General features: G+C 40.1%; 19 protein-coding genes, 1 pseudogene and 1 other annotated feature. Of the genes and pseudogenes, 3 read left to right on the forward strand and 17 right to left on the reverse strand.

Annotated elements, in window-relative coordinates; all coding sequences use genetic code 11:
* Nucleotides 1-127: 127 nt before the first annotated feature.
* Nucleotides 128-316 carry a hypothetical protein gene (locus LLY41_RS16830; protein ID WP_076256698.1) on the forward strand — a complete coding sequence of 63 codons (189 nt, stop codon included), beginning with the start codon at nucleotides 128-130 and terminating at the stop codon, nucleotides 314-316.
* 114 nt (nucleotides 317-430) lie between these two features.
* On the opposite strand, the gene LLY41_RS16835 is transcribed toward LLY41_RS16830, so the two are convergent.
* From LLY41_RS16835 to LLY41_RS16860, 6 genes are all read right to left on the reverse strand, one after another.
* Complete coding sequence (locus LLY41_RS16835) at nucleotides 431-1,582, reverse strand: putative glycoside hydrolase (RefSeq protein ID WP_370460347.1); 1,152 nt, start codon at nucleotides 1,580-1,582, stop codon at nucleotides 431-433.
* Between the two features lie 423 nt (nucleotides 1,583-2,005).
* Nucleotides 2,006-2,941 carry an ABC transporter ATP-binding protein gene (locus tag LLY41_RS16840; protein ID WP_061791541.1) on the reverse strand — a complete coding sequence of 312 codons (936 nt, stop codon included), beginning with the start codon at nucleotides 2,939-2,941 and terminating at the stop codon, nucleotides 2,006-2,008.
* Nucleotides 2,942-2,943: 2 nt separating this feature from the next.
* Nucleotides 2,944-4,011: an ABC transporter ATP-binding protein gene (locus LLY41_RS16845; protein WP_304585917.1), complete on the reverse strand. Its 1,068-nt coding sequence runs from the start codon at nucleotides 4,009-4,011 to the stop codon at nucleotides 2,944-2,946.
* Nucleotides 4,012-4,022: 11 nt separating this feature from the next.
* A complete protein-coding gene (locus LLY41_RS16850) occupies nucleotides 4,023-4,940 on the reverse strand; it encodes an ABC transporter permease (RefSeq protein ID WP_370460348.1) in 918 nt (305 codons plus the stop codon).
* Nucleotides 4,940-5,875 carry an ABC transporter permease gene (locus LLY41_RS16855; protein WP_076256690.1) on the reverse strand — a complete coding sequence of 312 codons (936 nt, stop codon included), beginning with the start codon at nucleotides 5,873-5,875 and terminating at the stop codon, nucleotides 4,940-4,942. Before LLY41_RS16855 ends, LLY41_RS16850 begins: the two co-directional genes overlap by 1 nt.
* A gap of 95 nt (nucleotides 5,876-5,970) precedes the next feature.
* Complete coding sequence (locus LLY41_RS16860; RefSeq protein WP_304585918.1) at nucleotides 5,971-7,617, reverse strand: peptide ABC transporter substrate-binding protein; 1,647 nt, start codon at nucleotides 7,615-7,617, stop codon at nucleotides 5,971-5,973.
* Nucleotides 7,618-8,231: 614 nt separating this feature from the next.
* Nucleotides 8,232-8,451: a binding site (T-box leader), on the forward strand.
* Nucleotides 8,452-8,562: 111 nt separating this feature from the next.
* On the opposite strand from LLY41_RS16860, the gene trpS reads away from it, so the two are divergent.
* Nucleotides 8,563-9,552 carry a tryptophan--tRNA ligase gene (trpS, locus tag LLY41_RS16865; protein ID WP_304585919.1) on the forward strand — a complete coding sequence of 330 codons (990 nt, stop codon included), beginning with the start codon at nucleotides 8,563-8,565 and terminating at the stop codon, nucleotides 9,550-9,552.
* A 24-nt stretch (nucleotides 9,553-9,576) separates the two neighbouring features.
* Here the strand turns inward: trpS and LLY41_RS16870 are convergent, their stop codons facing one another.
* From LLY41_RS16870 to LLY41_RS16915, 9 genes and pseudogenes are all read right to left on the reverse strand, one after another.
* Nucleotides 9,577-10,323: a YjbA family protein gene (locus LLY41_RS16870; RefSeq protein ID WP_304585920.1), complete on the reverse strand. Its 747-nt coding sequence runs from the start codon at nucleotides 10,321-10,323 to the stop codon at nucleotides 9,577-9,579.
* A 501-nt stretch (nucleotides 10,324-10,824) separates the two neighbouring features.
* A complete protein-coding gene (gene opp4C / locus LLY41_RS16880; protein WP_095243921.1) occupies nucleotides 10,825-11,745 on the reverse strand; it encodes an oligopeptide ABC transporter permease in 921 nt (306 codons plus the stop codon).
* Between the two features lie 12 nt (nucleotides 11,746-11,757).
* Nucleotides 11,758-12,723, reverse strand: a complete 966-nt coding sequence (opp4B, locus tag LLY41_RS16885) for an oligopeptide ABC transporter permease (protein WP_095243920.1) — start codon at nucleotides 12,721-12,723, stop codon at nucleotides 11,758-11,760.
* 97 nt (nucleotides 12,724-12,820) lie between these two features.
* Nucleotides 12,821-14,551 (reverse strand): oligopeptide ABC transporter substrate-binding protein, encoded by a 1,731-nt coding sequence (opp4A, locus tag LLY41_RS16890; protein ID WP_304585921.1) that lies wholly within the window; start codon nucleotides 14,549-14,551, stop codon nucleotides 12,821-12,823.
* Nucleotides 14,552-14,586: 35 nt separating this feature from the next.
* Nucleotides 14,587-15,603, reverse strand: a complete 1,017-nt coding sequence (locus LLY41_RS16895) for an ABC transporter ATP-binding protein (protein WP_179288982.1) — start codon at nucleotides 15,601-15,603, stop codon at nucleotides 14,587-14,589.
* A complete protein-coding gene (locus tag LLY41_RS16900) occupies nucleotides 15,603-16,628 on the reverse strand; it encodes an ABC transporter ATP-binding protein (RefSeq protein WP_095243917.1) in 1,026 nt (341 codons plus the stop codon). Before LLY41_RS16900 ends, LLY41_RS16895 begins: the two co-directional genes overlap by 1 nt.
* Before the next feature lie 148 nt (nucleotides 16,629-16,776).
* Nucleotides 16,777-17,442 (reverse strand): DUF2268 domain-containing putative Zn-dependent protease, encoded by a 666-nt coding sequence (locus LLY41_RS16905; protein ID WP_304585922.1) that lies wholly within the window; start codon nucleotides 17,440-17,442, stop codon nucleotides 16,777-16,779.
* Between the two features lie 241 nt (nucleotides 17,443-17,683).
* Nucleotides 17,684-18,921 (reverse strand): annotated as a pseudogene (gene fabF / locus LLY41_RS16910) (beta-ketoacyl-ACP synthase II).
* A 46-nt stretch (nucleotides 18,922-18,967) separates the two neighbouring features.
* A complete protein-coding gene (locus LLY41_RS16915; RefSeq protein WP_095243914.1) occupies nucleotides 18,968-19,900 on the reverse strand; it encodes a beta-ketoacyl-ACP synthase III in 933 nt (310 codons plus the stop codon).
* Nucleotides 19,901-20,114: 214 nt separating this feature from the next.
* On the opposite strand from LLY41_RS16915, the gene LLY41_RS16920 reads away from it, so the two are divergent.
* Complete coding sequence (locus LLY41_RS16920; RefSeq protein WP_304585923.1) at nucleotides 20,115-20,378, forward strand: hypothetical protein; 264 nt, start codon at nucleotides 20,115-20,117, stop codon at nucleotides 20,376-20,378.
* Nucleotides 20,379-20,551: 173 nt separating this feature from the next.
* Here the strand turns inward: LLY41_RS16920 and LLY41_RS16925 are convergent, their stop codons facing one another.
* Together LLY41_RS16925 and LLY41_RS16930 are read right to left on the reverse strand one after the other, a co-directional pair.
* Complete coding sequence (locus tag LLY41_RS16925; RefSeq protein ID WP_251170538.1) at nucleotides 20,552-20,740, reverse strand: ComZ family protein; 189 nt, start codon at nucleotides 20,738-20,740, stop codon at nucleotides 20,552-20,554.
* A 29-nt stretch (nucleotides 20,741-20,769) separates the two neighbouring features.
* Nucleotides 20,770-21,726 (reverse strand): BMP family ABC transporter substrate-binding protein, encoded by a 957-nt coding sequence (locus LLY41_RS16930; RefSeq protein ID WP_095243911.1) that lies wholly within the window; start codon nucleotides 21,724-21,726, stop codon nucleotides 20,770-20,772.
* Between the last annotated feature and the right edge of the window lie 49 nt (nucleotides 21,727-21,775).

Consider the following 21,775-nt stretch of genomic DNA (forward strand, 5'->3'; position numbering starts at 1 on the left):
CTAATCAGATTAAGTATTTGTGGAATTTCCCCTTTTAATACTGGAAAATTTCGAATAAAATATGATTAGGGATGTTTAAACACTAACTAATCACAGGAGACTGTGAAAAGAAAGATGGAGGTTTATCATGGTTGGTTACATAACTGATTTAACGATTGTTGCATTGCTTATAATTGGATTTACTGCCTTGTTAGGTGTACTAACTAATGGTATTGGAGAAAAGATTTTTGGCGGTAAAAATAAATCCGAATTCGTGGATCAATCCGCTAGAGTGCAGACTGGATGGAAAAGCGTAGGCGGACAAAAAAAGCAGTAGCCTATGCCTCTATACTATGATACCGCATACAAAATTTGTGTCAAATAATATGTAACTTAATTAATTGATAAACAAAAGCAAAAAGAGACCGAAATAATCGGCCTCTTTTTGCTTTTATGGTGTATAATCAACATTTTGTGTATACGAATTACCCGCATTCCATAAAAGGAATTCATCAATTCCCTGTTCTTTCAGTGCCTTTATCTGCGCTTCAACTTCCGCTCTTCCATACTTCTTATAGTTTCCTGCTCCTAAATAAGAGGCTGTAAAGTCCTGAAGCCATGGTCTGGATACAGGGGGACTATCCAACTCTTCCAATTTTCGATTCTCAAGCTTAGCATATTCAGAAACCAGCTTATAAGGTTCCAGGTCCGGCTTGGCTATACCGAAATAAGAGGTCCAGTGGCTTGGATAAATCATTGAAGAAATTACATCCACATGTTCTGAGATCTTAGAGAAATTTTGGCCAATTCCCGGAGCCTCTGGAAGGGTCGCCGTGTAGCCAAAGATATCGACCGAGACCTTTACCCCATATGGCTCGAGCTGCTTCCTGGCATACTCGACAAAGTCAGTAACCGCACTTACACGCTTTTGTACATTTTCAATTTTAAGATTTTCGTATTCACCCATACTATATTTCAAGGAGCTATCGCGGTGTTCAAACCCCTCAGGAAATCGGACATAATCAAATTGAATCTCCTGAAACCCCATTTTAGCAGCTTCGATTGCAATTCCAATATTGTAATCCCAAACCTCTTTTAAAAATGGATTTACAAACGACTCACCTCTGCCATTCTTCCAGACTGTTTTCCCTTCTTTATATGACCATTCCGGCTTTTTATTCGCCAGAACAGAATCCTTGAAAACGACCACCCGGGCAATCGGATAAATTTGCTTTTCTTCCATGGTTTTCAAGATTTTTTTTGGATCATTTATGTAAGGCTTGCCGATATCGGCATATGGTGATTTTTCTTCTGGAATATACGTCAGGTTGCCCCAATCATCCTTAATGTCAATTACCATCGCATTCAAATCGGTATCATCCATCAATTTTACTAATTTATTAAACTTTTCACCCCCTGCTGAGTGGCCTGTGACATATATCCCCCTTACTGCATCTGGATATTGAAAATGATAGCCGGAATCAAATTGAAAACGGCTGACTTTTTCAGGAAGGGTTTTCACAAGCGAAACATGTTCCCTTTTAGGATTTAGTCCTGATTCCTGATTTTCCTGTTCTTTTGCCTCACCTGGATCGGCTGACATGAATAAAGCTGATACTAACATTAAGGCAGCAGCTACGTTTAATGCCTTGTTCACATGTTTTGCCCCCTTATCTGAGTATTCTCTTTGATACCCTAATTATAAAATTATTTCAAAGAATTAAGAACTATCTTTATACTAAATTATCTTAATAAGTATTCTTTAAACCAATTTTAATAAAAAACTATCAAAATCCTGTTTAAATAAACAAATTGACGGAAAAATATAAATAATTGAAAATTCTCATAGTAATATTCCGGAAAATGATGTATTATATAGAAAGTACACATTAGCGAATAAAAGTGTTAAAGAGAATTCCCACACTCTTCATATTTGACTGGACCATTTACATCTTGGTAATTCCTTTATAGCGAACATTTACTTTTCCAGGATGTAAAAAACGATCTCAGTCGAGATCGTTTTTTGTTATTTTGCATATTTAGCTTTTAATTCGTTGTACTCTTTTTCAGAGCAATAAACAAAATGACCAGGTGTTATTTCGCGCATTTCCAGCTTTTCATTATCAGCATAATTGTGAACTGCCGGATCATATGATTTTCTTCTGCGGGTACGTTCCGTTTCAGGATCTGGAAGCGGAATAGCTGACAGCAGTGATTGAGTATATGGGTGCATAGGGTTATTATATAAATCTTCAGCTGGTGCAAGTTCAACCAGTTTACCGAAGTACATAACACCGATGCGGTCACTGATGTATTTAACCATAGATAAATCATGTGCGATAAACAGATATGTCAATCCTTTTTCACGCTGCAATTTTTTCATAAGGTTTACTACCTGAGCCTGAATGGACACGTCCAATGCTGAAATGGGCTCATCGGCAATAATAAAATCCGGGTCAACCGCAAGCGCGCGGGCAATCCCTATACGCTGTCGTTGTCCGCCTGAGAATTCATGAGGATAACGGTTAGCATGTTCTTTGTTAAGACCAACCGTGTCCAAAAGTTCGTAAACCCTCTCCATACGTTCCTTTTTGCTTTTTGCCAAGCCGTGAATATCGATTCCTTCAGCAATAATATCGGCAACCGTCATACGCGGGTTTAAGGAAGCATAAGGATCCTGGAAGATCATTTGCATTTTTCTGTTAAACTTTTTCAGTTCTTTTGCAGATTTTTTGCCGTGAACATCTTCACCTTCAAAAAGAACCTGCCCATCTGTTGCATCGTATAATCTGATAATAGTTCGTCCAGTAGTTGATTTACCGCAGCCAGACTCACCAACAAGCCCAAGGGTCTCTCCCTTATAAATATCAAAAGTAATCCCATCAACCGCTTTTACCATATTCGGACGGCCTACATTGAAATGCTGTTTTAAGTTTTTAATTTCAAGCAATTTTTCTGCCATTATTATTTTCCCTCCTTCACTACTACAGGCTTTTCAAAAGTGGAGGATAATTGGCGCATACGTTTTTTTACAGCTTCCGGCGGCTCAACCTTTGGAGCATCCGGGTGAAGAAGCCATGTTTTCGCAAAATGTGTTTCAGAGATTTGGAACATCGGCGGCTCTTCTTCAAAATCAATAGCAAGTGCATATTGATTTCTGGCTGCAAACGCGTCTCCTTTTGGAGGGTTCGTCAAATCCGGAGGTGTCCCTGGAATAGCAGCTAATTCAGCTTTCTCATCATTTTCCAGGCTTGGCATGGACGCAAGCAATCCCCATGTATAAGGATGACGCGGGTCATAGAATATTTCATCTACAGTTCCCATTTCAACAATCTGGCCAGCATACATTACAGCTACCCGGTCCGCAACATTTGCCACAACACCGAGGTCATGCGTAATAAAGATGATAGATGTATCCATTTTATTTTGCAGATCTTTCATAAGCTCCAAAATTTGTGCCTGAATCGTAACGTCAAGTGCAGTTGTCGGCTCATCAGCGATAAGCAGCTTTGGATTGGCTGCAAGGGCGATCGCAATCATCGCACGCTGTCTCATACCGCCGGAGAATTCATGAGGATATTGATTTACCCTTTTCTCAGGCATTGGAATACCAACAAGTCTCAGCAATTCAATTGCTCTGTTTTTGGCATCAGTCTTTGACATATTTTGATGTTTAATCAGCACTTCCATTATCTGTGTTCCAACTCTCATTGTTGGATTCAATGATGTCATTGGGTCCTGGAAGATCATACTGATTTCTTTGCCGCGGATCTTTTCCATTTGTTTTTCTGTTTTGGGTACGATGTCTTCTCCGCTTAAAAGAATTTGCCCGCCTGAAATACGGCCTGGCGGCATAGGTATTAACTTCATAATTGACTGGGAAGTAACACTTTTGCCTGACCCTGATTCACCAACAATCGCAAGCGTCTCTCCCTTATGAAGGTCAAAGCTGACTCCACGGACTGCTTTTACTGTACCTCCATATGTTTGGAATGAGACTTCTAAATTTTTTACTTCAAGTAATTTTTCCATGTTCTCACTCCTTATTTACGCATTCTTGGATCTAGAGCATCACGCAAGCCGTCGCCAACCACGTTAAATGCAAAGATCGTTAAGCAGATAAACACAGCAGGGAAGAATAATCGCCATGGATAGTAACGCATAGCCGACAGTCCATCATTGGCCATTGTTCCCCAACTCGCAATCGGCGGTGTTAACCCAAGACCAATAAAGCTTAGGAATGCTTCTGTAAAAATAGCAGAAGGGACAGTCAGCGTCATTGTGACCAGAATAGGCCCCATTGAATTTGGTATTAAGTGTTTGCCCATAATCCTGCTTGTATTGGCACCAAGTGTTTTGGCAGCCAGGACATATTCCTGATTTTTAAGAGATAACACCTGTCCGCGGACGATACGCGACATATTGATCCATCCAGTTATGGACATGGCTATAATCATAGTCGACAATCCCTGTCCAAGTACAACCATTAACAAGATTACTAATAATAGATAAGGTACACCATATAAAATATCGGCAAAGCGCATCATTCCTTCATCTGTGCGTCCGCCTTTATAACCGGCAATACCGCCCCAAAGCACACCAATAATCAAATCAATTACAGCTGCTGCAACCCCAATGAAGATGGAAATTCGTGCACCTTCCCATGTACGGGCAAACATGTCACGACCAAGGTCATCCGTTCCAAACCAATGTTCAGAAGAAGGGGACTGATTTTTGTTGCTTAGATCATTTGATGCATAATCATATGGAGTCATATATGGTCCAAAGATTGCCATGAAGATCAGCAGTCCTAATAATACTAATCCAAACAGGGCAAGCTTGTTTTTTCGAAATCTAATAAATACATCCTTCCAGAAAGAAAGACTTGGTTTTGAAATTTTTTCAGCTTCACCAAGCTGTGTTCCGACTAACTTAAATTTATCTTTCGAAATCTGCATAATTACTCTCCTTTCTTCCCGCCTGCAAGTTTGATGCGTGGGTCGATGATTCCGTATGCAATGTCAACAAGGAGAATAGATACAAGCAACAGAATACTGTAGAAAACGGTTACACCCATTATGACCGTATAGTCACGGTTGTTGATACTAGTTACAAAGTGCGCACCAAGTCCAGGAATACCGAAGATTCTTTCAATAACGAAACTTCCTGTTAAAATACCCGCTGTCAGTGGCCCCATATAAGTTACTACTGGTAAAAGGGCATTACGTATCGTGTGTTTTACTGTAATTACTCCCCTGCTTAAACCTTTTGATTTAGCAGTCTTAATATAATCATTTGCCAGAACTTCAAGCATGCTCGAACGAGTCAGCCTCGCGATAAACGCCATTGGTGTTGAAGCCAATGCCACGGCTGGCAGAACGCTGTGCATAAAAGATTCCCACCGTGCTACAGGGAAAATACCCATTTTTATTGCCAGGAAATATTGCAAGAATGATGCCATGATAAAGGAAGGTACTGAGATACCTAATACAGCCACAATCATTGCTGTGTAATCCGGCCATCTATTGTGCTTTAATGCCGCAATAATTCCTAAAAGAACTCCTACTGCAACGGCGATAAAAATGGCTTCCATTCCAAGAAGAAATGAAACAGGGAAACCTTCATTAATCAAGTCGTTAACAGTTTGACTTTTATATTTAAATGACGGGCCGAAATCCCAATTCACGATCCGAACTAGATACTCCCAATATTGTGCATACCAAGGCTTGTCCAAGCCAAAATGAGCATTCAGGTTAGCTTCAATTTCGGGAGGAAGTTTTTTCTCAGATGCAAAAGGGTTTCCGGGTGCAATGCGCATGAAGAAAAAAGTTGCCGTAACGATCATCCATAAAGACAGAAGCATGTACAGCAAGCGTTTTCCAATATATTTCGCCATTGTCAAACACCTCCAATTTATTACTATGCCTTAATCAGAAACGAAGGTATATGGGACAATTACTCCCATATACCTTTCGTCTTAATCACTATTTTTTATTCAAAGTGTGCCCACTTGTACTGAACATCACCAAGACCAGATACAACAACATCTTTTAAGCCTTCAGCCTGTACCCAGTTATTAGTGTAGAAGTAAATTGGTGCTACTGGCATATCTTCCATGAAGATTGCTTCTGCATCCTTTAATAATTGCTGGCGAGCTTCAGCATCTGCTTCAGTTGCAGATTTTGCAAGAAGATCCTGGAACTCTTTGCTCTCCCATCCAGTACTGTTGTTACCGCCATCGGCGTCACGGTACATTTCAAGGAAGTTCATCGCATCATTGAAGTCACCTAACCAGCCTAAACGGCCAACTTGGTAATCCATTGTATTGATTTTATCAAGGTATACATTCCACTCTGCGTTATCAAGATTTACTTCAACACCAAGGTTTTGCTTCCACATATCCTGAATTGCCTGAGCAATTTTTTGATGTGCTTCAGAAGTGTTATAAGATAACGTTACAGCAGGAAGCTCAGACGCATCTTTATATCCAAGTTCTTCTAGACCTTTTTGTAAAAATTCTTTTGCTTTTTCTACATCATTGTCAGGGAAATAACCCTTTTCGTTCTCTTCAAACATTGTTGGAGGAACGATTGCCATCGCAGGAAGCTGTTCACCCTGAAGGATGTTATCAATGATTTCCTGACGGTTGATAGCATGTGCAAATGCTTTACGGATATTTACGTTGTTGAATGGCTCAACAGTTGTATTGAACTTATAGTTATAGATACCAGCGATTGGCTGAGTTGTCAGGCGTCCATCATCTTTAAGAGCCTGCATTGCATCAGTTGGCAGGGCACCAGTAGGAGCTCCAGCCCAATCTAGTTCGCCATTATCAAACATTGATAATTCAGTGTTAGGATCATTGATCATAATCATTTCAATGCTGTCCAGCTTAACTGTTTCAGCATCCCAATAAGTTTCGCTCTTTTCAAGAACGATCTTATCGCTGTGAGACCATTCTGTTAAATGGAAAGGTCCGTTAGTTGTATAGTTTTCACCAGCATCAGTTGCCCACTCTGGATTAGCTTCAGCAACTTTGCTGTTAACCGGCAGATAAGTATAGAAAGCTGTCAATTCCAAGAAATATGGAGTTGGGTTAACAAGCTTAACTTCAAGAGTTTTGTCATCTACTGCTTTAACGCCTACAGCATCTAGTGAGCCTTCGCCAGTATTTGCTGCTTCAGCACCTTCGATGTAGTAAAGCTGGTATGCATATGTTGAGTTGTTAGCTGGATCAAGTGCCCATTTCCAAGCATATACAAAGTCATTAGCAGTTACAGCATCACCATTAGACCACTTCGCATCACGGATTTTGAAAGTGTAAGTCTTTTGGTCATCAGAAACCTTTACATCTTCAGCCATTGCATTTTCTGGCTTTCCGTCTTTACCAATACGAGTCAATCCTTCAAGGATTTGGCGAAGAACAGTACCAGATGTAGCATCCTCTGCTAACCCTGGATTTAAAGATGGTGGTTCAGTGTTGATGTTTACTCTTAATTCCTGTGGCACATCAGACTTTTTGTCGTCGTCTCCGCCCTTTTTGCCGTCTTCAGCATTGTCTCCGCCGCCGCTACATGCAGCAAGGAACATGCTTAGCACAAGCAGCATGCTAAAAAAGATCGATAATCTTTTGTTCACGGTATTAACCCCCTATTAATTTCCTCAAACAATTCCTTTACCATTTGTCTTTCATAAAAAACACAACTGTGCGCCCCAGATATATTACTTAAATAGTCTGTTAATTCAATTTAAAAAATTTGCAGACTATTTAAAAGGCAACAAAAAAAGCAAGTTTATATTCTCTTAAAGATAGATTATCCCTATATTCTGATAATTCAGAGTAAAGTTGGTAATCTATAATATGTAAGCTATAAACTTACTCAATATGCACCATATTCTCGCAATCTGGAGTGATATAGTTTTGTTTTAAATGTAACAAATTCGTAAAGATTATGTTTGTTACGTTTATTATAAATAGTTTAAAAACTTATTGCAAGTGGCTTTTTGTACATGCAATTCCTTGAAGTGCGACATTTTTCGTCAAAAAGTCTTATAAATTAAGATTTTTGAGATAATAAAAAAATTTTTCTTTTTAAGATATTTTGCTATTTTACCAGCAAAATACGTCCATATATTGGTAAAATATACACTTGATATGAAGGATACATATGCCATTTAATTTCTTAATCTCAGCTTGATTTTTGTATCCGAATGGTTTACCTTATAGTATAATACGATAAAATTAAATTATCTTGTCGGCAATGAAAAAAGAGTAGTACATTTACCCAGGGTTCAGCAGAGAGTCTGTGGATGGTGCAAACAGGCAGCCCGGTAAATCGAATGGACTTTTGAGCCTCTGATTGTTCAGGCGCTTCCCTGCGTTATCGGGGACCTATGCGATTTTCTGCATGGGGCAGAGTGACTCAGTTTTTGAGTAATTAGGGTGGCAACGCGGCACCATTCGTCCCTATTTTATAGGGATGAATGGTTCTTTTTTATGTCCTTTTTATGATTACATGACAAAAACTTCACTTACACGCCTGTCAATTCATGATCTTTTAAGCCGATTAAAGGAGGAAAAGCATGAAAACTATATTTTCCGGCATTCAGCCGAGCGGCACAATTACTCTTGGCAATTACATTGGTGCCATGAAACAATTTGTTGAACTGCAGAATGACTACAACTGCTATTTTTGTATTGTTGATCAGCATGCCATAACTGTTCCCCAGGACAGACTGGAATTGAGGAAGAACATTCGAAGTCTTGCTGCCCTCTATTTGGCTGTTGGAATCGACCCTGAGAAATCCACTCTGTTCATCCAATCGGAAGTTCCAGCCCATGCACAGGCAGGCTGGATGATGCAATGTGTTTCTTACATCGGTGAGCTCGAGCGCATGACCCAATTCAAAGACAAATCCGAAGGTAAAGATGCCGTATCTGCAGGACTGCTGACCTATCCCCCTTTGATGGCTGCAGATATTCTTCTATATAATACTGACCTGGTTCCGGTTGGAGAAGATCAAAAACAGCACCTGGAATTAACCCGGGATCTTGCTGAGAGATTCAATAAGAAGTACAACGACATCTTCACTGTTCCAAATGTAAGAATCGCCAAAGAAGGCGCAAGGGTAATGTCACTTCAGGATCCATTAAAGAAAATGAGCAAATCTGATCCCAATAAAAAGTCATTTATTTCATTATTAGATGACCCTAAACAAATTGAAAAGAAAATAAAAAGTGCCGTAACAGATTCTGAAGGCATTGTTAAGTATGATAAAGAAAACAAACCAGGAGTATCCAACCTCCTTTCCATTTACTCAATCCTTTCAGGAAAAACTGTTGCAGAAATCGAAGGAGAATATGAAGGCAAAGGATACGGTGAATTTAAAGCCGGCCTTTCTGACATTGTTATTGAAACACTTAAACCTATTCAGGATAAATATTATGCATTAATGGAATCAGAAGAACTTGATCTTGTACTTGATCAAGGAGCAGAAAAAGCTAATAAAGTCGCATACAAAATGATTAAAAAAATGGAAAGCGCCATGGGACTTGGCAGAAAGAGAAAATAAAAAAACAGCCTTAGGCTGTTTTTTTTAATTTACTTTTGGACCATGCTCCATTTCCCACAACTTCTCAAAAAACGGCTGTCCTTTTATTAAGTTTTCACAAAACTTTTCATGTTTGCCTGACCAGCCGTATTTACTTTCATCAAATAATTCATACCAGGCCTCTTCGAAATTCATTGATTGTATTTTCGTATAGCGTTCAGGGCTCCACTCCGTATACCAATAACGGATTTCGGCATCATTTTTGGAGGAATGAAGCTGATCCAGCGCCATAAACAGAAGCTGTTTAAGCTGTCTTTCTTTTCTTGTCAGACCTGCCATTAAATCTGGAGAAGGAGAAAGAATATGGAATTCCTTCAATGCCGTTTGATCATTAAATGAGTAATTAGCCGTTTCCTGATTTTCAAGCATTTCATATGCCAGCTGTTCCTGCCTTGGTATTAGCCTGCTTTTTCTGATTGGAATATTATAGCCGATTGTATCTACAGCCAATATGCCTGTCCCATCTGATACAACAAAACAATACTCTAACTGAATGCGTTCGTGATTTTTCCTTAAATAAGCTTTTTGATAAATATCATCTAGAAGTTGTTGTGGCAGCTCAGAAAGATCATTTTCAATATAATTAAAAAGAACTGGGTCAATCTTCAGCAGCGGAACCTGGTCAAGCAGTTCTACGCCATCATCTTTTCTCCATTCATGAAAATGGCATACATTGTATCCATTCTCTTCTCCTTCAAACCAATTCACCCAAACATCATGAAGATACAACATTTTTCAACCCCCACTTCAACAAACTATTTGTCACTCAGTATGGGCATCAGGCAGTAAATTTATTCCTAATTTGCACTCACAATCCATTATTTGTAATATACAATCATTAAAGTAATTGATGATATCCTTTTATTCATCCTCATTGGAATGGGGTATATATATGCTCATTGTGATAATAATGATTCCGACCGGAAGCAAATAGCATTCTGGACGAGAGGTAATAAAGTCCAAGTATTCTTTGAAGGAATGTCCAGTTGTAAGCAAATTTAAATACCCTATGATACTGACTCCTCCTGAAACAGAAACCCCAAATCCCGTTAAAAGCCAAAATGCCCTAAACAACATATTCTCTTCTATATATGTGAGTCTTAATAGGTTTTGTTGCTGACATAAACTCACTCCCACTATCTTTTTTTACATGTATATGAAGAAATTTGTTTAGATATGTACAAGCTATAGGCCATTAGACAACAAAAAACGCCTGATTACAGGCGTTTTTTGTTATCTGTTTGATTTAGGGTTGAAGGCATCTTTTAAGCCTTCACCAATAAAGTTAATAGATAGAATTGTAAATGTTAGAACAGCAGCAGGCGGAATCCATATCCACCATTTACTTGTTAAAACATCGGGACTCCTTGCTTCCTGAAGCATGTTCCCCCAAGTTGGAATGTTGATTGGTACACCAAAACCAAGGAAGCTTAGGCCTGTCTCTGCTACGATCATCGCTGCAAGAGTAATGGTTGCCTGAACAATAATGGTTGACATGACGTTTGGCAGTAAATGTTTAAAAATGGTTTTCGGTGCAGAACATCCAATGGATACCGCACTCATGATATATTCATTTTCCTTCTCAGCCATGACCTTGCTTCGCACCAGACGTGCAGTCCCTGTCCAGCTGAGTACACTTATTACAAATATGAGGGTTCCTGTACTTGATTCAATAAAAATGGATTTCAACACGATAACAAATAGCAGGAATGGAAAGTTCATCATAAAGTCTGTGAATCTCATCAGGGCATTATCAACCCAGCCACCAAAGTAGCCCGCAGTAGCACCAACGAGAGTACCAAGGGTAATAACCGAGATCGTGATAGAGAATGCAAGCAAGAGTGATGTCTTGCCGCCATGCAGAGTTCGGGCAAAAACGTCTCTGCCAGACTTGTCAGTGCCGAAGTAATGTTCAGCAGATGGCTCTTTGCTCATTTGTGTTAAATTAATCTTGGCTGTCTCCTCAACCGGCATAGTCAGCGGCTCAGCCAATATGGACATTACACAGACCAGCAGCAGGAATACCAGACTGATCATTGCTGCTTTATTGCGCAAAAACTTGCGGCGGGCGAGAGCCCATGGTGATTGACTCTTCGGAGGTTTAACAGGCTCTGCTAAACCAGGCGAAGTTTGCTGTGAAATTGATGGTTCCATACTCTCACCTACCTAACTTAAACGAATACGCGGATCTACTAATCCATATAGTAAATCTGCAACTAAATTTCCAATAAGCGTTAGAATAGTCAGCATCATGGCAATAGCCATCATGACAGAATAATCACGTGAATTAACTGATTCTACGAATAAATAACCGATGCCAGGGTATGTGAAAATGGTTTCTGTGATAATTGCCCCTCCAAATAGATTGGCAATATCGAATCCAAGTAAAGTTACAATAGGTATGATTGAGTTTCTTAGAATGTGCTTATTATAAATCGCAGATTCTTTCGTACCTTTAGCTCTTGCTGTACGAACATAATCCTTGCGAGAGCTTTCGATCATATCATTTCTTAAGAACTGTGTATATGCGGCTGTAGCCATGGCTCCAAGTACTAAAGCCGGCAATACTGTATGTTTTGCTTTACTTAAGTAATATTCCAGTGTTCCTGCTTCTACCCCGCTGCCGATACTTCCAGTGGCTGGAACCCATCCTAGATTGATGGCAAAAACATAAATAGCAACCAAAGCTGCAACAAAGCTGGGAATTGCAAGTGCTAGATAGTTAAAAGCTGATACTAAATAATCGCCAATGCTATAGGCAAACCGCCCAGAGTATCTTCCCATTAAAAAGGCTAATAAATAAGTGATTAACAGAGCTGATATTCCTAAAATAATCGTATTCGGCAAACGGTCACCAATTAATTCCATAACCGGGCGTTTGTGAACAAATGAATCTCCAAAATCTCCTTGGACCACACCACTCATCCAGCGGACATACTGCACAGGAATAGGATCATTCAATCCCATCTGCTCACGCATTTCTTCAATATACTCCGGATCTGAGTTTAATGGGTCAATTTTTCCAGATAGTGCATCACCAGGCATAAGCTTTGCCAGGGTGAAAACCACTACTGAGATAAGGAAAATTATTGGAATCATACCTATGAGTCGTCGAATTGTGTACTGTAGCATTTCCATTCCCCTTACCAAACAAAAATTTATTCGCTGGTTAAACTTGTATTCCTTGGGAGAACAAATCCCCCAAGGAATACAGGTCCCTTTAATACTATTACTCTACAATGTGCCAATTGTGGAACTCATCAGTTCCAAATGGAGTTACTTTAACTCCGCCAACACGCTTGTTGATCGCCCATGGATCTACACGCTGTTCGAAGAAGATGATTGGCAATTCTTCATTAACAAGCTTTTGCCATTCATTATAGACTTCCTGACGGTGTTCAGTAACATCTTTACTTTCATCTTCAGGGAATGTAATACCCTTCTTAATTAGCTCATCAGACTCTTCACTGTACCATCTCCACATGTTCCACTTATCAGTAGATAACCAGATTCCAGCTGGATCTGGATCATTTGCAAGTCCCCATGCACCCATGAATGTCTCAACAGATGGATCATCTGCTTCGATAGTGTCATAGAAAAGGTTGAAATCTTTTAATGAACCGCCATTAAGCTTTGCATTTAAGCCAACTTCCTGCCATGATTGCAGGATGAATTGAGCACGTGCTTCTGAAGTTTCAGCGCCTGCCATTGCATCAAAGTTAATTGTAAATGGTTTGCCTTCTGGGTCTTCACGGAAGCCGTCGCCGTCTTTGTCCACATAACCTGCTTCGTCAAGTAATTTCTTTGCTTTTTCCGGATCATACTCATACGGATTGATTTCTGAATCATCAATTTTCGCCCAAGATACTGATGGGAAAGGAGTGTTTAATGGTTTTCCTAAGCCATTTGCAAAACCATCGATAAATGCCTGACGGTCAATGGCATGTGCCATTGCATGGCGAAGGGATTTGTTCTGGAACTTCTTGTTATCAGATACTACTACACCTTTTTTAGTGTCATAGTGACCCCAGTCAAAAGCAATATAGCTGTAAGACATAGCATCTGCTTCTACCGGATTTACGTTATCAAGAGCTTTAATAGCTTCCCATTGATCTTTTGGAGCTTCGATAACATCGATTTCTCCGTTTTGCACTAAACCTTGCGCAAGAGAACCATCAATGATTTTGTATACTACTCCATCCAATTTCGCTGGTCCCTGCCAGTAATCATCAAAACGCTCAAATTCGATCATTTCACCAGGTACGATGTTTTTCACTTTAAAAGGACCTACACCGATTGGAGATTTACGGATTTGATCGGCGTCCGGAAGCTCTTTAGAAGAAATATCTCCGTAGTAGTGCTTTGGTTCAGGATAAATCCAGATATTTTCCAATAAGTTAACAGAAGGCTCAGTTACTGTTACCTCAATTGTATAATCGTCTACTACCTTGATACCTTCAATTTTGTCAGCTTTACCATCTTTATATTCTTGAGCACCTTTGATCATTGCTACGTTAGCAAAACGGGCACCTTCATACGTTGGATCTGCAATTAAATACCATGCATATTCCATATCTTCCGCTGTTAATTCTTCACCATCATGCCATTTAACCCCTTGCTTAAGCTTGAAGGTTAATTTAGTTTTGTCTTCAGATAACTCATATTCTGCCAGGTTCGGTTCAGAAATAAGCTCATCATTTACTTTAAGCAATCCTTCATGCATAAATTGAAGTGCATTTGCATCATCTTCACCTTCATAATAAGCAAAAGATAAAACGCCTTTAAATGGCTGTGTGTAACCGAATGTTACTTTGCCGCCTTCTTTTACTTCTCCAGATGCTTTCCCATCATCTTTTGGTTCCTTTTCAGTGTTGGCTTTCTCTCCGCCGCCAGAACATGCTGCAAGGAATACAGACATGACAAGCAGAAGCGAAAGCAGCCAAAATGCTGATTTCTTCATTGTTTTCCCCCGAAAAATATTTTTTTGACAAAGCCTTATTTATATAAGTGACAAGCGACTCTATGCCCAGGCTTCACCTCCTTTAATTGCGGTTTTACACTCTGGCATTCAGGCATTGCATGTGCGCAGCGCGGATGGAATGTACATCCTTTTGGAGGATCAATCGGGCTTGGTACATCACCCTCTAATATGATTCTTTCTTTTTTCTTCCGCGGATCCGGTTCAGGAATCGCAGAGATCAGTGCCTGAGTATATGGATGCAGAGGCTCTGCGTAGAGGCTGTCCTTTTCAGAGACTTCTACAAGGCCTCCCAGATACATAACCCCTATCCGGTCACTCATATGTTTAACAACACTCAAATCATGGGCAATAAATAAGAATGTAAGATCAAATTCATCCTGCAGCTCTTTTAGTAGATTCAATACCTGTGATTGGACCGAAACGTCCAGGGCTGAGACAGGCTCATCCGCAATAATCAGCTTAGGCCTTAAAGCCAGGGCTCTTGCTATTCCGATACGCTGTCTTTGCCCGCCGGAAAACTCATGCGGATATTTATAGTAAGCATCTTCAGGCAGTCCAACTTTCGCAAGAAGATCCATTACTTCCGGCTTCAGTTCCTTTTCGGATTTGCTGTTATAATTTCTGATTGGCTCTGACACAAGGTGTCCGACCATCATCGTGGGATTTAATGAAGCATATGGGTCCTGGAAGACCATCTGGAAGTCCTGGCGGATTTTCCTCAGGCTGGTCCCTCTCACATTAGTGATATCCTGTCCGTCAAAAATGATTTGCCCCTCTGTCGGCTCCAGAAGTCTGAGTATTGTTCTGCCTGCTGTTGATTTTCCACAGCCTGATTCTCCAACCAGTCCTAATGTCTCCCCTTTTTTAATTTCAAAGGTAATATCATCGACTGCCTTAACGACAGCTACAGTCCTTCTAAGGATTCCGCCTTTTATAGGGTAGTATGTTTTTAGGTTTTTAACCTCTAATAGCACTTCATTGCTGCTTTTATCCTTTTTTAGAACAGCTGTATTATTATGCTCTGTACTCATTATGCGTTCACCTCTTGTTTCGGCTGGCTTGTCTCGTAAAGCAGACAGGCAACCTCATGTCCTTCTTCATTTTCTGCCAATTGAGGTGTTACTGTCAGGCATTCAGGCATTGCCTTAGGGCAGCGCGCCGCAAATTTGCAGCCTGTTTTAGGCATATTTTTTAATGAAGGCACAATTCCTTTTATTGTGCTTAGCTTTTCCACTTCTTCATCCATTTTCGGAATGGCTCCCATCAGGAGCTGAGTATAAGGATGCTTTGGATTGTGAAATAAAGAATCTACATCTGTCCGCTCTGCTATTTTTCCTGCATACATAACGATTACTTCATCGCACATCTCAGCTACTACACCAAGATCATGAGTAATCAGAATGACGGACATATCATTGACTTCCTGGATTTCTTTTAAAAGCTCAAGAATTTGGGCTTGTACAGTTACATCCAGGGCAGTAGTCGGCTCATCTGCGATCAGCAGCTTCGGCTGGCATGCAATGGCTATGGCAATCATAACCCTTTGCCTCATACCTCCTGAAAGCTGATGCGGATATTCATCCACAATTTTTTCAGGTCTTGAAATTCCTACACTTTTTAGAAGTGCAATACTTTTAAGCCGTGCTTCTTTTTTGGAGATCTTCATATGATTGAATAATACTTCCTGCAGCTGGAACCCGATCGAGAAGACAGGATTTAATGAAGTCATAGGTTCCTGGAATATCATCGCGATATCTTTTCCCCTGATCTTATTAATCTCTGAATCTGTCATGTTCTCCAAATGAACACCGTCAAAGAGAATCTCACCGTTTCGGATCTTGCCAATGCCTTTAGGCAGGAGTTTCATAACAGAGAGGCTCATTACAGACTTTCCGCACCCGGACTCTCCCACTATTCCAACTATTTGTCGGGGTTTCACTCGGAAAGAAACATTATCAACTGCGTTATAGTATGTACCATCTATGGAAAAAGCCGTTTCTAGATTCTTCACCTCTAGTAAAGGTGCGTCTTTATGCTTACGGGGTTTTGCGCTCATAGGACACCTCTTACATTTTTAATTATTCTGTTAATTCATTCTATTTGTCTAAAATATTATTACAAACTTATTACAATTGCAAGATTTTTTTAAAATTTATTAAAATTCATTTTTCTTTTTCAAAAAAAAAAGCCCACATTTTAGGACTTTAAAGCGAATGTGAATCCAGTTTATATAAAGTTTGGTCCACAAAATATTCGGACGGCGCACTAAAAGAAATTTTTGTAGAAAAACTTTTTTTCTCTTTGAATTCCCTTACAATTTCGTATCCGGCAGCATAACCAAGTAATAGAGGATATGATCCCTCACCATATAATATCTTTTGATGGAGCCTATCATTCTTTTTTAATTTTAAGTTCGATTTAATCAATTTATTCCAGAAATTCCTGATCTCCTCTTTCGAATACCTGCTGCACCAGGATCCTCTGAACTTCTTTCCACAGTGTATTTCTACTGAATGTTCGGCAAGCCCTTCCAATATTATGGAATCAAGCAGCGTAAATTCTTCAAGCTTTTTTTTCTGTGAGTTAATTCTGCAGACATGGTGATATTCATGCACAAATAAAGCCTCTAGTTCATCTTCTTCTATTTCAGAAGGAAGAAACAGAAAGAGCATATTTGCGAAGGATACTCCTGATTTACCAGGATGCCGCGAAAAAAGTCCGCCTCCAGCAGTCGGAAAAATGTAAACATCTATGTCAGGCCCGGTCCACATCCTCCTATATTTTAAGTGAATCTTTTTCGCCAGATCCCACGCTTTCTTTTCTTTTAACTCATTGAAATTATTCCTGCTGAACCGGTCAGGTTTATACATGCCGAACCCCGTTAGGTACTCGTATATTTTTCGGGGATTATCATCATTGAAATGTCCAGTAAGCTTTTCACATATTTTAAGCGGTTCCTTAAAGTCTTCCTCGAGCCATAAATCTGTTCTAACTATCCCATTTCTGCACCTCCTTATACTCGATAATATGTAGGTATAAGGATTTTGTTAATTTTAAAAAAAGCTGATTCAAAGGAGGTTTGACTTCCCTTAAATCAGCTTTGATTATTTCTTATTCATATCTTTTAAAAACAATGGTTGCATTGTGGCCGCCAAAGCCCAGTGAATTGCTCATTGCTGCTGTTATTTCTTTTTCCCTGGCCTTATTTGGAACATAGTCCAAATCACATTCAGGATCCGGGTTTTCGAGATTAATGGTCGGCGGCAGGATTCCTTCCTTCATTGCCAGAACTGTGAAAATAGCTTCAATTCCGCCTGCAGCTCCCAGAAGATGTCCTGTCATTGATTTAGTCGAGCTTACTGCCAATTTATAGGCATGGTCTCCAAAAACCTCTTTGATTGCCAACGTTTCAAACTTGTCATTATAATCTGTACTTGTGCCATGGGCATTAATATAATCGATATTATCCGGCTTTAAGCCGCCATCTTCGATTGCCATTTTCATGGCTCTTGCTCCGCCTTCTCCTCCCGGAGCCGGTGCAGTGATATGATAGGCATCCCCGGTAGCACCATATCCTACTATTTCTGCATAAATTTTTGCGCCGCGGGCAAGTGCATGCTCAAGTTCTTCAAGTACTACAATTCCCGCACCTTCTCCAATAACAAACCCGTCACGGTTCTGATCAAATGGGCGGCTGGCCGTTTTTGGATCCGGATTAGTTGAAAGCGCGGTGTTTGCACAAAATCCGGCTACAGACATTTTTGTGATTGGTGCTTCTGCCCCCCTGAAATCATCGCATCCGCATCGCCGCGCTGAATAACCTTGAAGGCATCTCCGATTGAGTTTGTTCCAGTGGCACATGCAGTCACTGTACATGAGTTAAATCCTTTTGCACCCAGATAAATCGAGACTTGGCCAGTAGCCATGTCCGGAATCATCATTGGCACGAAGAATGGACTGACTCTTCTGTATCCACGTTTCATAAATATTTCATATTGATTTTCGAATGTTTCCATTCCGCCGATGCCTGAACCAATCCAGACACCGATGCGATGAGCATTTTCATCTGTAATCTGAAGGTTTGCGTCTCTAACAGCCATCATGGATGAAGCAACAGCGTAATGTGTGAAGCGGTCCATTTTTCGGGCATCTTTTTTATCAAAAAAGTCTTCAGGATTGAAATCCTTTACCTCAGCAGCTACTTTAGCCGGGTACTCATCTGCATTTAATCTAGTCAGCGGCCCAACCCCTGAAACACCTGACTTAATATTATTCCATGTCGTTTCTGTATTATTTCCAAGCGGAGTTACAGCTCCAATGCCTGTAACAACAACCCTTCTTTTATTCATAAGATTGCAGCTCCTTTTACATTATCATCAAATTTAAATGAAGTTCTTATCTTCCCCATCTTATCGCAATGGCTCCCCAGGTTAGTCCTCCTCCGAAGCCCACCATTACAAGCAAATCATCATCTTTAATTTTACCAGCTTCCAGCTCTTCCACCAATGCAATCGGAATAGATGCAGCAGAAGTATTTCCGTATTTATCCACTGTTTTGGACATCTTTTCAACAGGAAGTTCCAATCTTTGTCGGGAAGCTTCCATGATGCGGATATTCGCCTGATGAGGGATTAAAAAATCCACGTCTTCTTTGGATAATCCAGCTTTCTCAAGCACATTGATGCAGCTTTCACCCATTTGACGAACCGCAAATTTGAACACTTCACGCCCGTTCATGATGATATATTCATCCTGGTATAGATGTTTTGCGCCAGTACCATCTGCTCCTAATTCAAATGATAATATCCCCCGGCCATCCGAGACTTGCCCAATTACAGCTGCACCTGCTCCGTCTCCAAATAAAACGGCAGTATTACGGTCATTCCAGTCTGTAACTTTTGAAAGCTTTTCTACACCTACTACTAAAACATTTTTATATGTCCCAGTTTCAATAAATTGTTTTGCCGTTATGATACCATACATGAATCCTGCACATGCAGCACTAATATCCATTGCCGCCGCCTTGCTTGCTTTTAGCCTCTCCTGGAGCATGCAGGCAACAGATGGAAAGGGCTTATCCGGTGTAACCGTTGCAACTAAAATCAGATCTAAATCCTCTGCTTCAATGCCTGCATTAGCCAATGCCTTCAGTGCCGACTCGTAGGCCATATCTGATGTATCGATGCTGTCATCCGCAATTCTTCTCTGTTCAATTCCAGTCCTGGTCCGGATCCATTCGTCAGAAGTATCAACTATTTTCTCCAAATCAGCATTTGTTACCACTTTTTCAGGAAGATATCTTCCGATTCCTATAATTCCAGCATTCATGGAGTCCCACTCCCTTTCATATTTACAAACCCATAAGTATTCTCTATTTAAATATTAATATCAATTATTATGACTTGGTACTAATTTTATCAAAAGTTTATATAATAACGCAACACTTTTTACCTTGCCTGCTGATTACTCCACAAATGTCTATACCCGGTCAATTTTTCTTCATATGCTGATATATAGGCATCTGGAAGGAGGGAACTGGCATATGCTTGATAAAGATGAAAAAGACAGGGGATATACAGAGGACCCTTTAACCCATTTTTTATTTGGGGAAAGAGTCAGAAATAAGCCAGATGGAGGCAAAATTGAATTCGAAAGCAGTGCTGAAGAACATCAGGGGAAAGATGATTGGCTTTTCGGTGGCAGAAACAGAAATGCTCATGAAGCTGACGACTGGCTCTTAGGGGAAAAAGCAGAGAAACTACTGAAAGAGAAAGTTCCGGCAAAGAAAATGAAAACAATATCCTGAACAATATAAACTTCGAGGAACTGATGGGCAACATTGATACGCTCATGTCTTCAGCTCATCATTTAAAGCCGCTACTGAAAAAAGCGGGTCCTTTGTTGGAGATGTTTTGGAAGAAGTAGAGGCTGGTATTCCAAAAAACAACAAAAACCAGCCTAAAAGGCTGGTTTCCCAAATTATTCACTCTTATTCAAGGCATCCGCTTTGCCCATTTCATAGGCTTCGTTCATGACTTTAGTGAATAGGTTCATGAATGGCTGAATCATTTCCATGGATAGTTCGATGCCTGCTTCGTCGAGCTGCTGTTTGGCTTCCGGCAGGTATTTCATGGCGATTTGCATGAATTCCATATTCTTTTCGTTCATCTTGCAGCACCTCCTATGTATGGTAATTACTATTCAGGCAATTTGCCTGTTTTTTTGTAATTCTCAATGACAGCGTTTAGTTCTTTTTTGAATTTTTCGTCGACGTCTGGGCTGAATTTTCCAAGTGAAATCACTTCATCCTCGAAATCGAAGGATAGATTTCCTGATTCAAGCTCGCCTTCGTTATATTTTTCTGCCACTAGTTCATATAAAACATCTACATGCTGAATTGTACTGGTCAGGACAACTGATTCACCTAAATCCGACTGATCGGAAATATAGCCGATGGCGTAGAGCCCTTCTTCTTTCAGCTTTTCGATAACAGGAACATTATACCCATCTCCGGCCGGATATACAACATCTGTCTTATTGGCAATAAGTTTGTCCAAAAGAGCGATGGCTTTGTTATCATTGTCCCAGTTGCCAACATATTGGATCTGCACGTTTACTTTATCATTGATATAGTTTGCACCTTCATAAAAACCTTCTACTTCCGGCTGCCATTCAAAAGCCGCCAGTATTCCTACATTATTCGTTTTCGTCATATGTCCTGCAACCATGCCTCCGAAGAAACCCATTGCATATGCTTCAAAGTTTAAACTGGTGGTGTTTTCATTTTGAGCGTCACCATTAAAGCTGACAAAGTGAATGTCAGGATATTTTTTTGAGATGTTATTAAAGTATGCAGCGTATTCATTACCATGTCCAAAGATCAGGTTCACACCTTTTTGGTCAAACTCTTTAACAGCTCTTTCAACAACCATCTCTGAATTCATGCCTTCTTTATAATAAACCTCAATATCATAATGGGATTGAATCTTTAGCATGCCTTTATAGCCTTTGGTCCCCCATACTTGGTCATTGACAGTATCGGGCACTAATAATCCAGCTTTCTCAAGTTTTCCTGCAGACATTGGCTGTCTGCAGGAGGCCAATAAAAGAAGGCACAAAAGAAGGATCCCTAAATTCTTTAATGTCTTATGCATCTTCTTTTTCTCCGCCTCTCTGTCTTTCGCTTCCTGCTGCCGGTTTAAT

Source organism: Cytobacillus firmus, assembly GCF_023612095.1.
In the GTDB taxonomy this organism is placed as follows: domain Bacteria; phylum Bacillota; class Bacilli; order Bacillales; family Cytobacillaceae; genus Cytobacillus.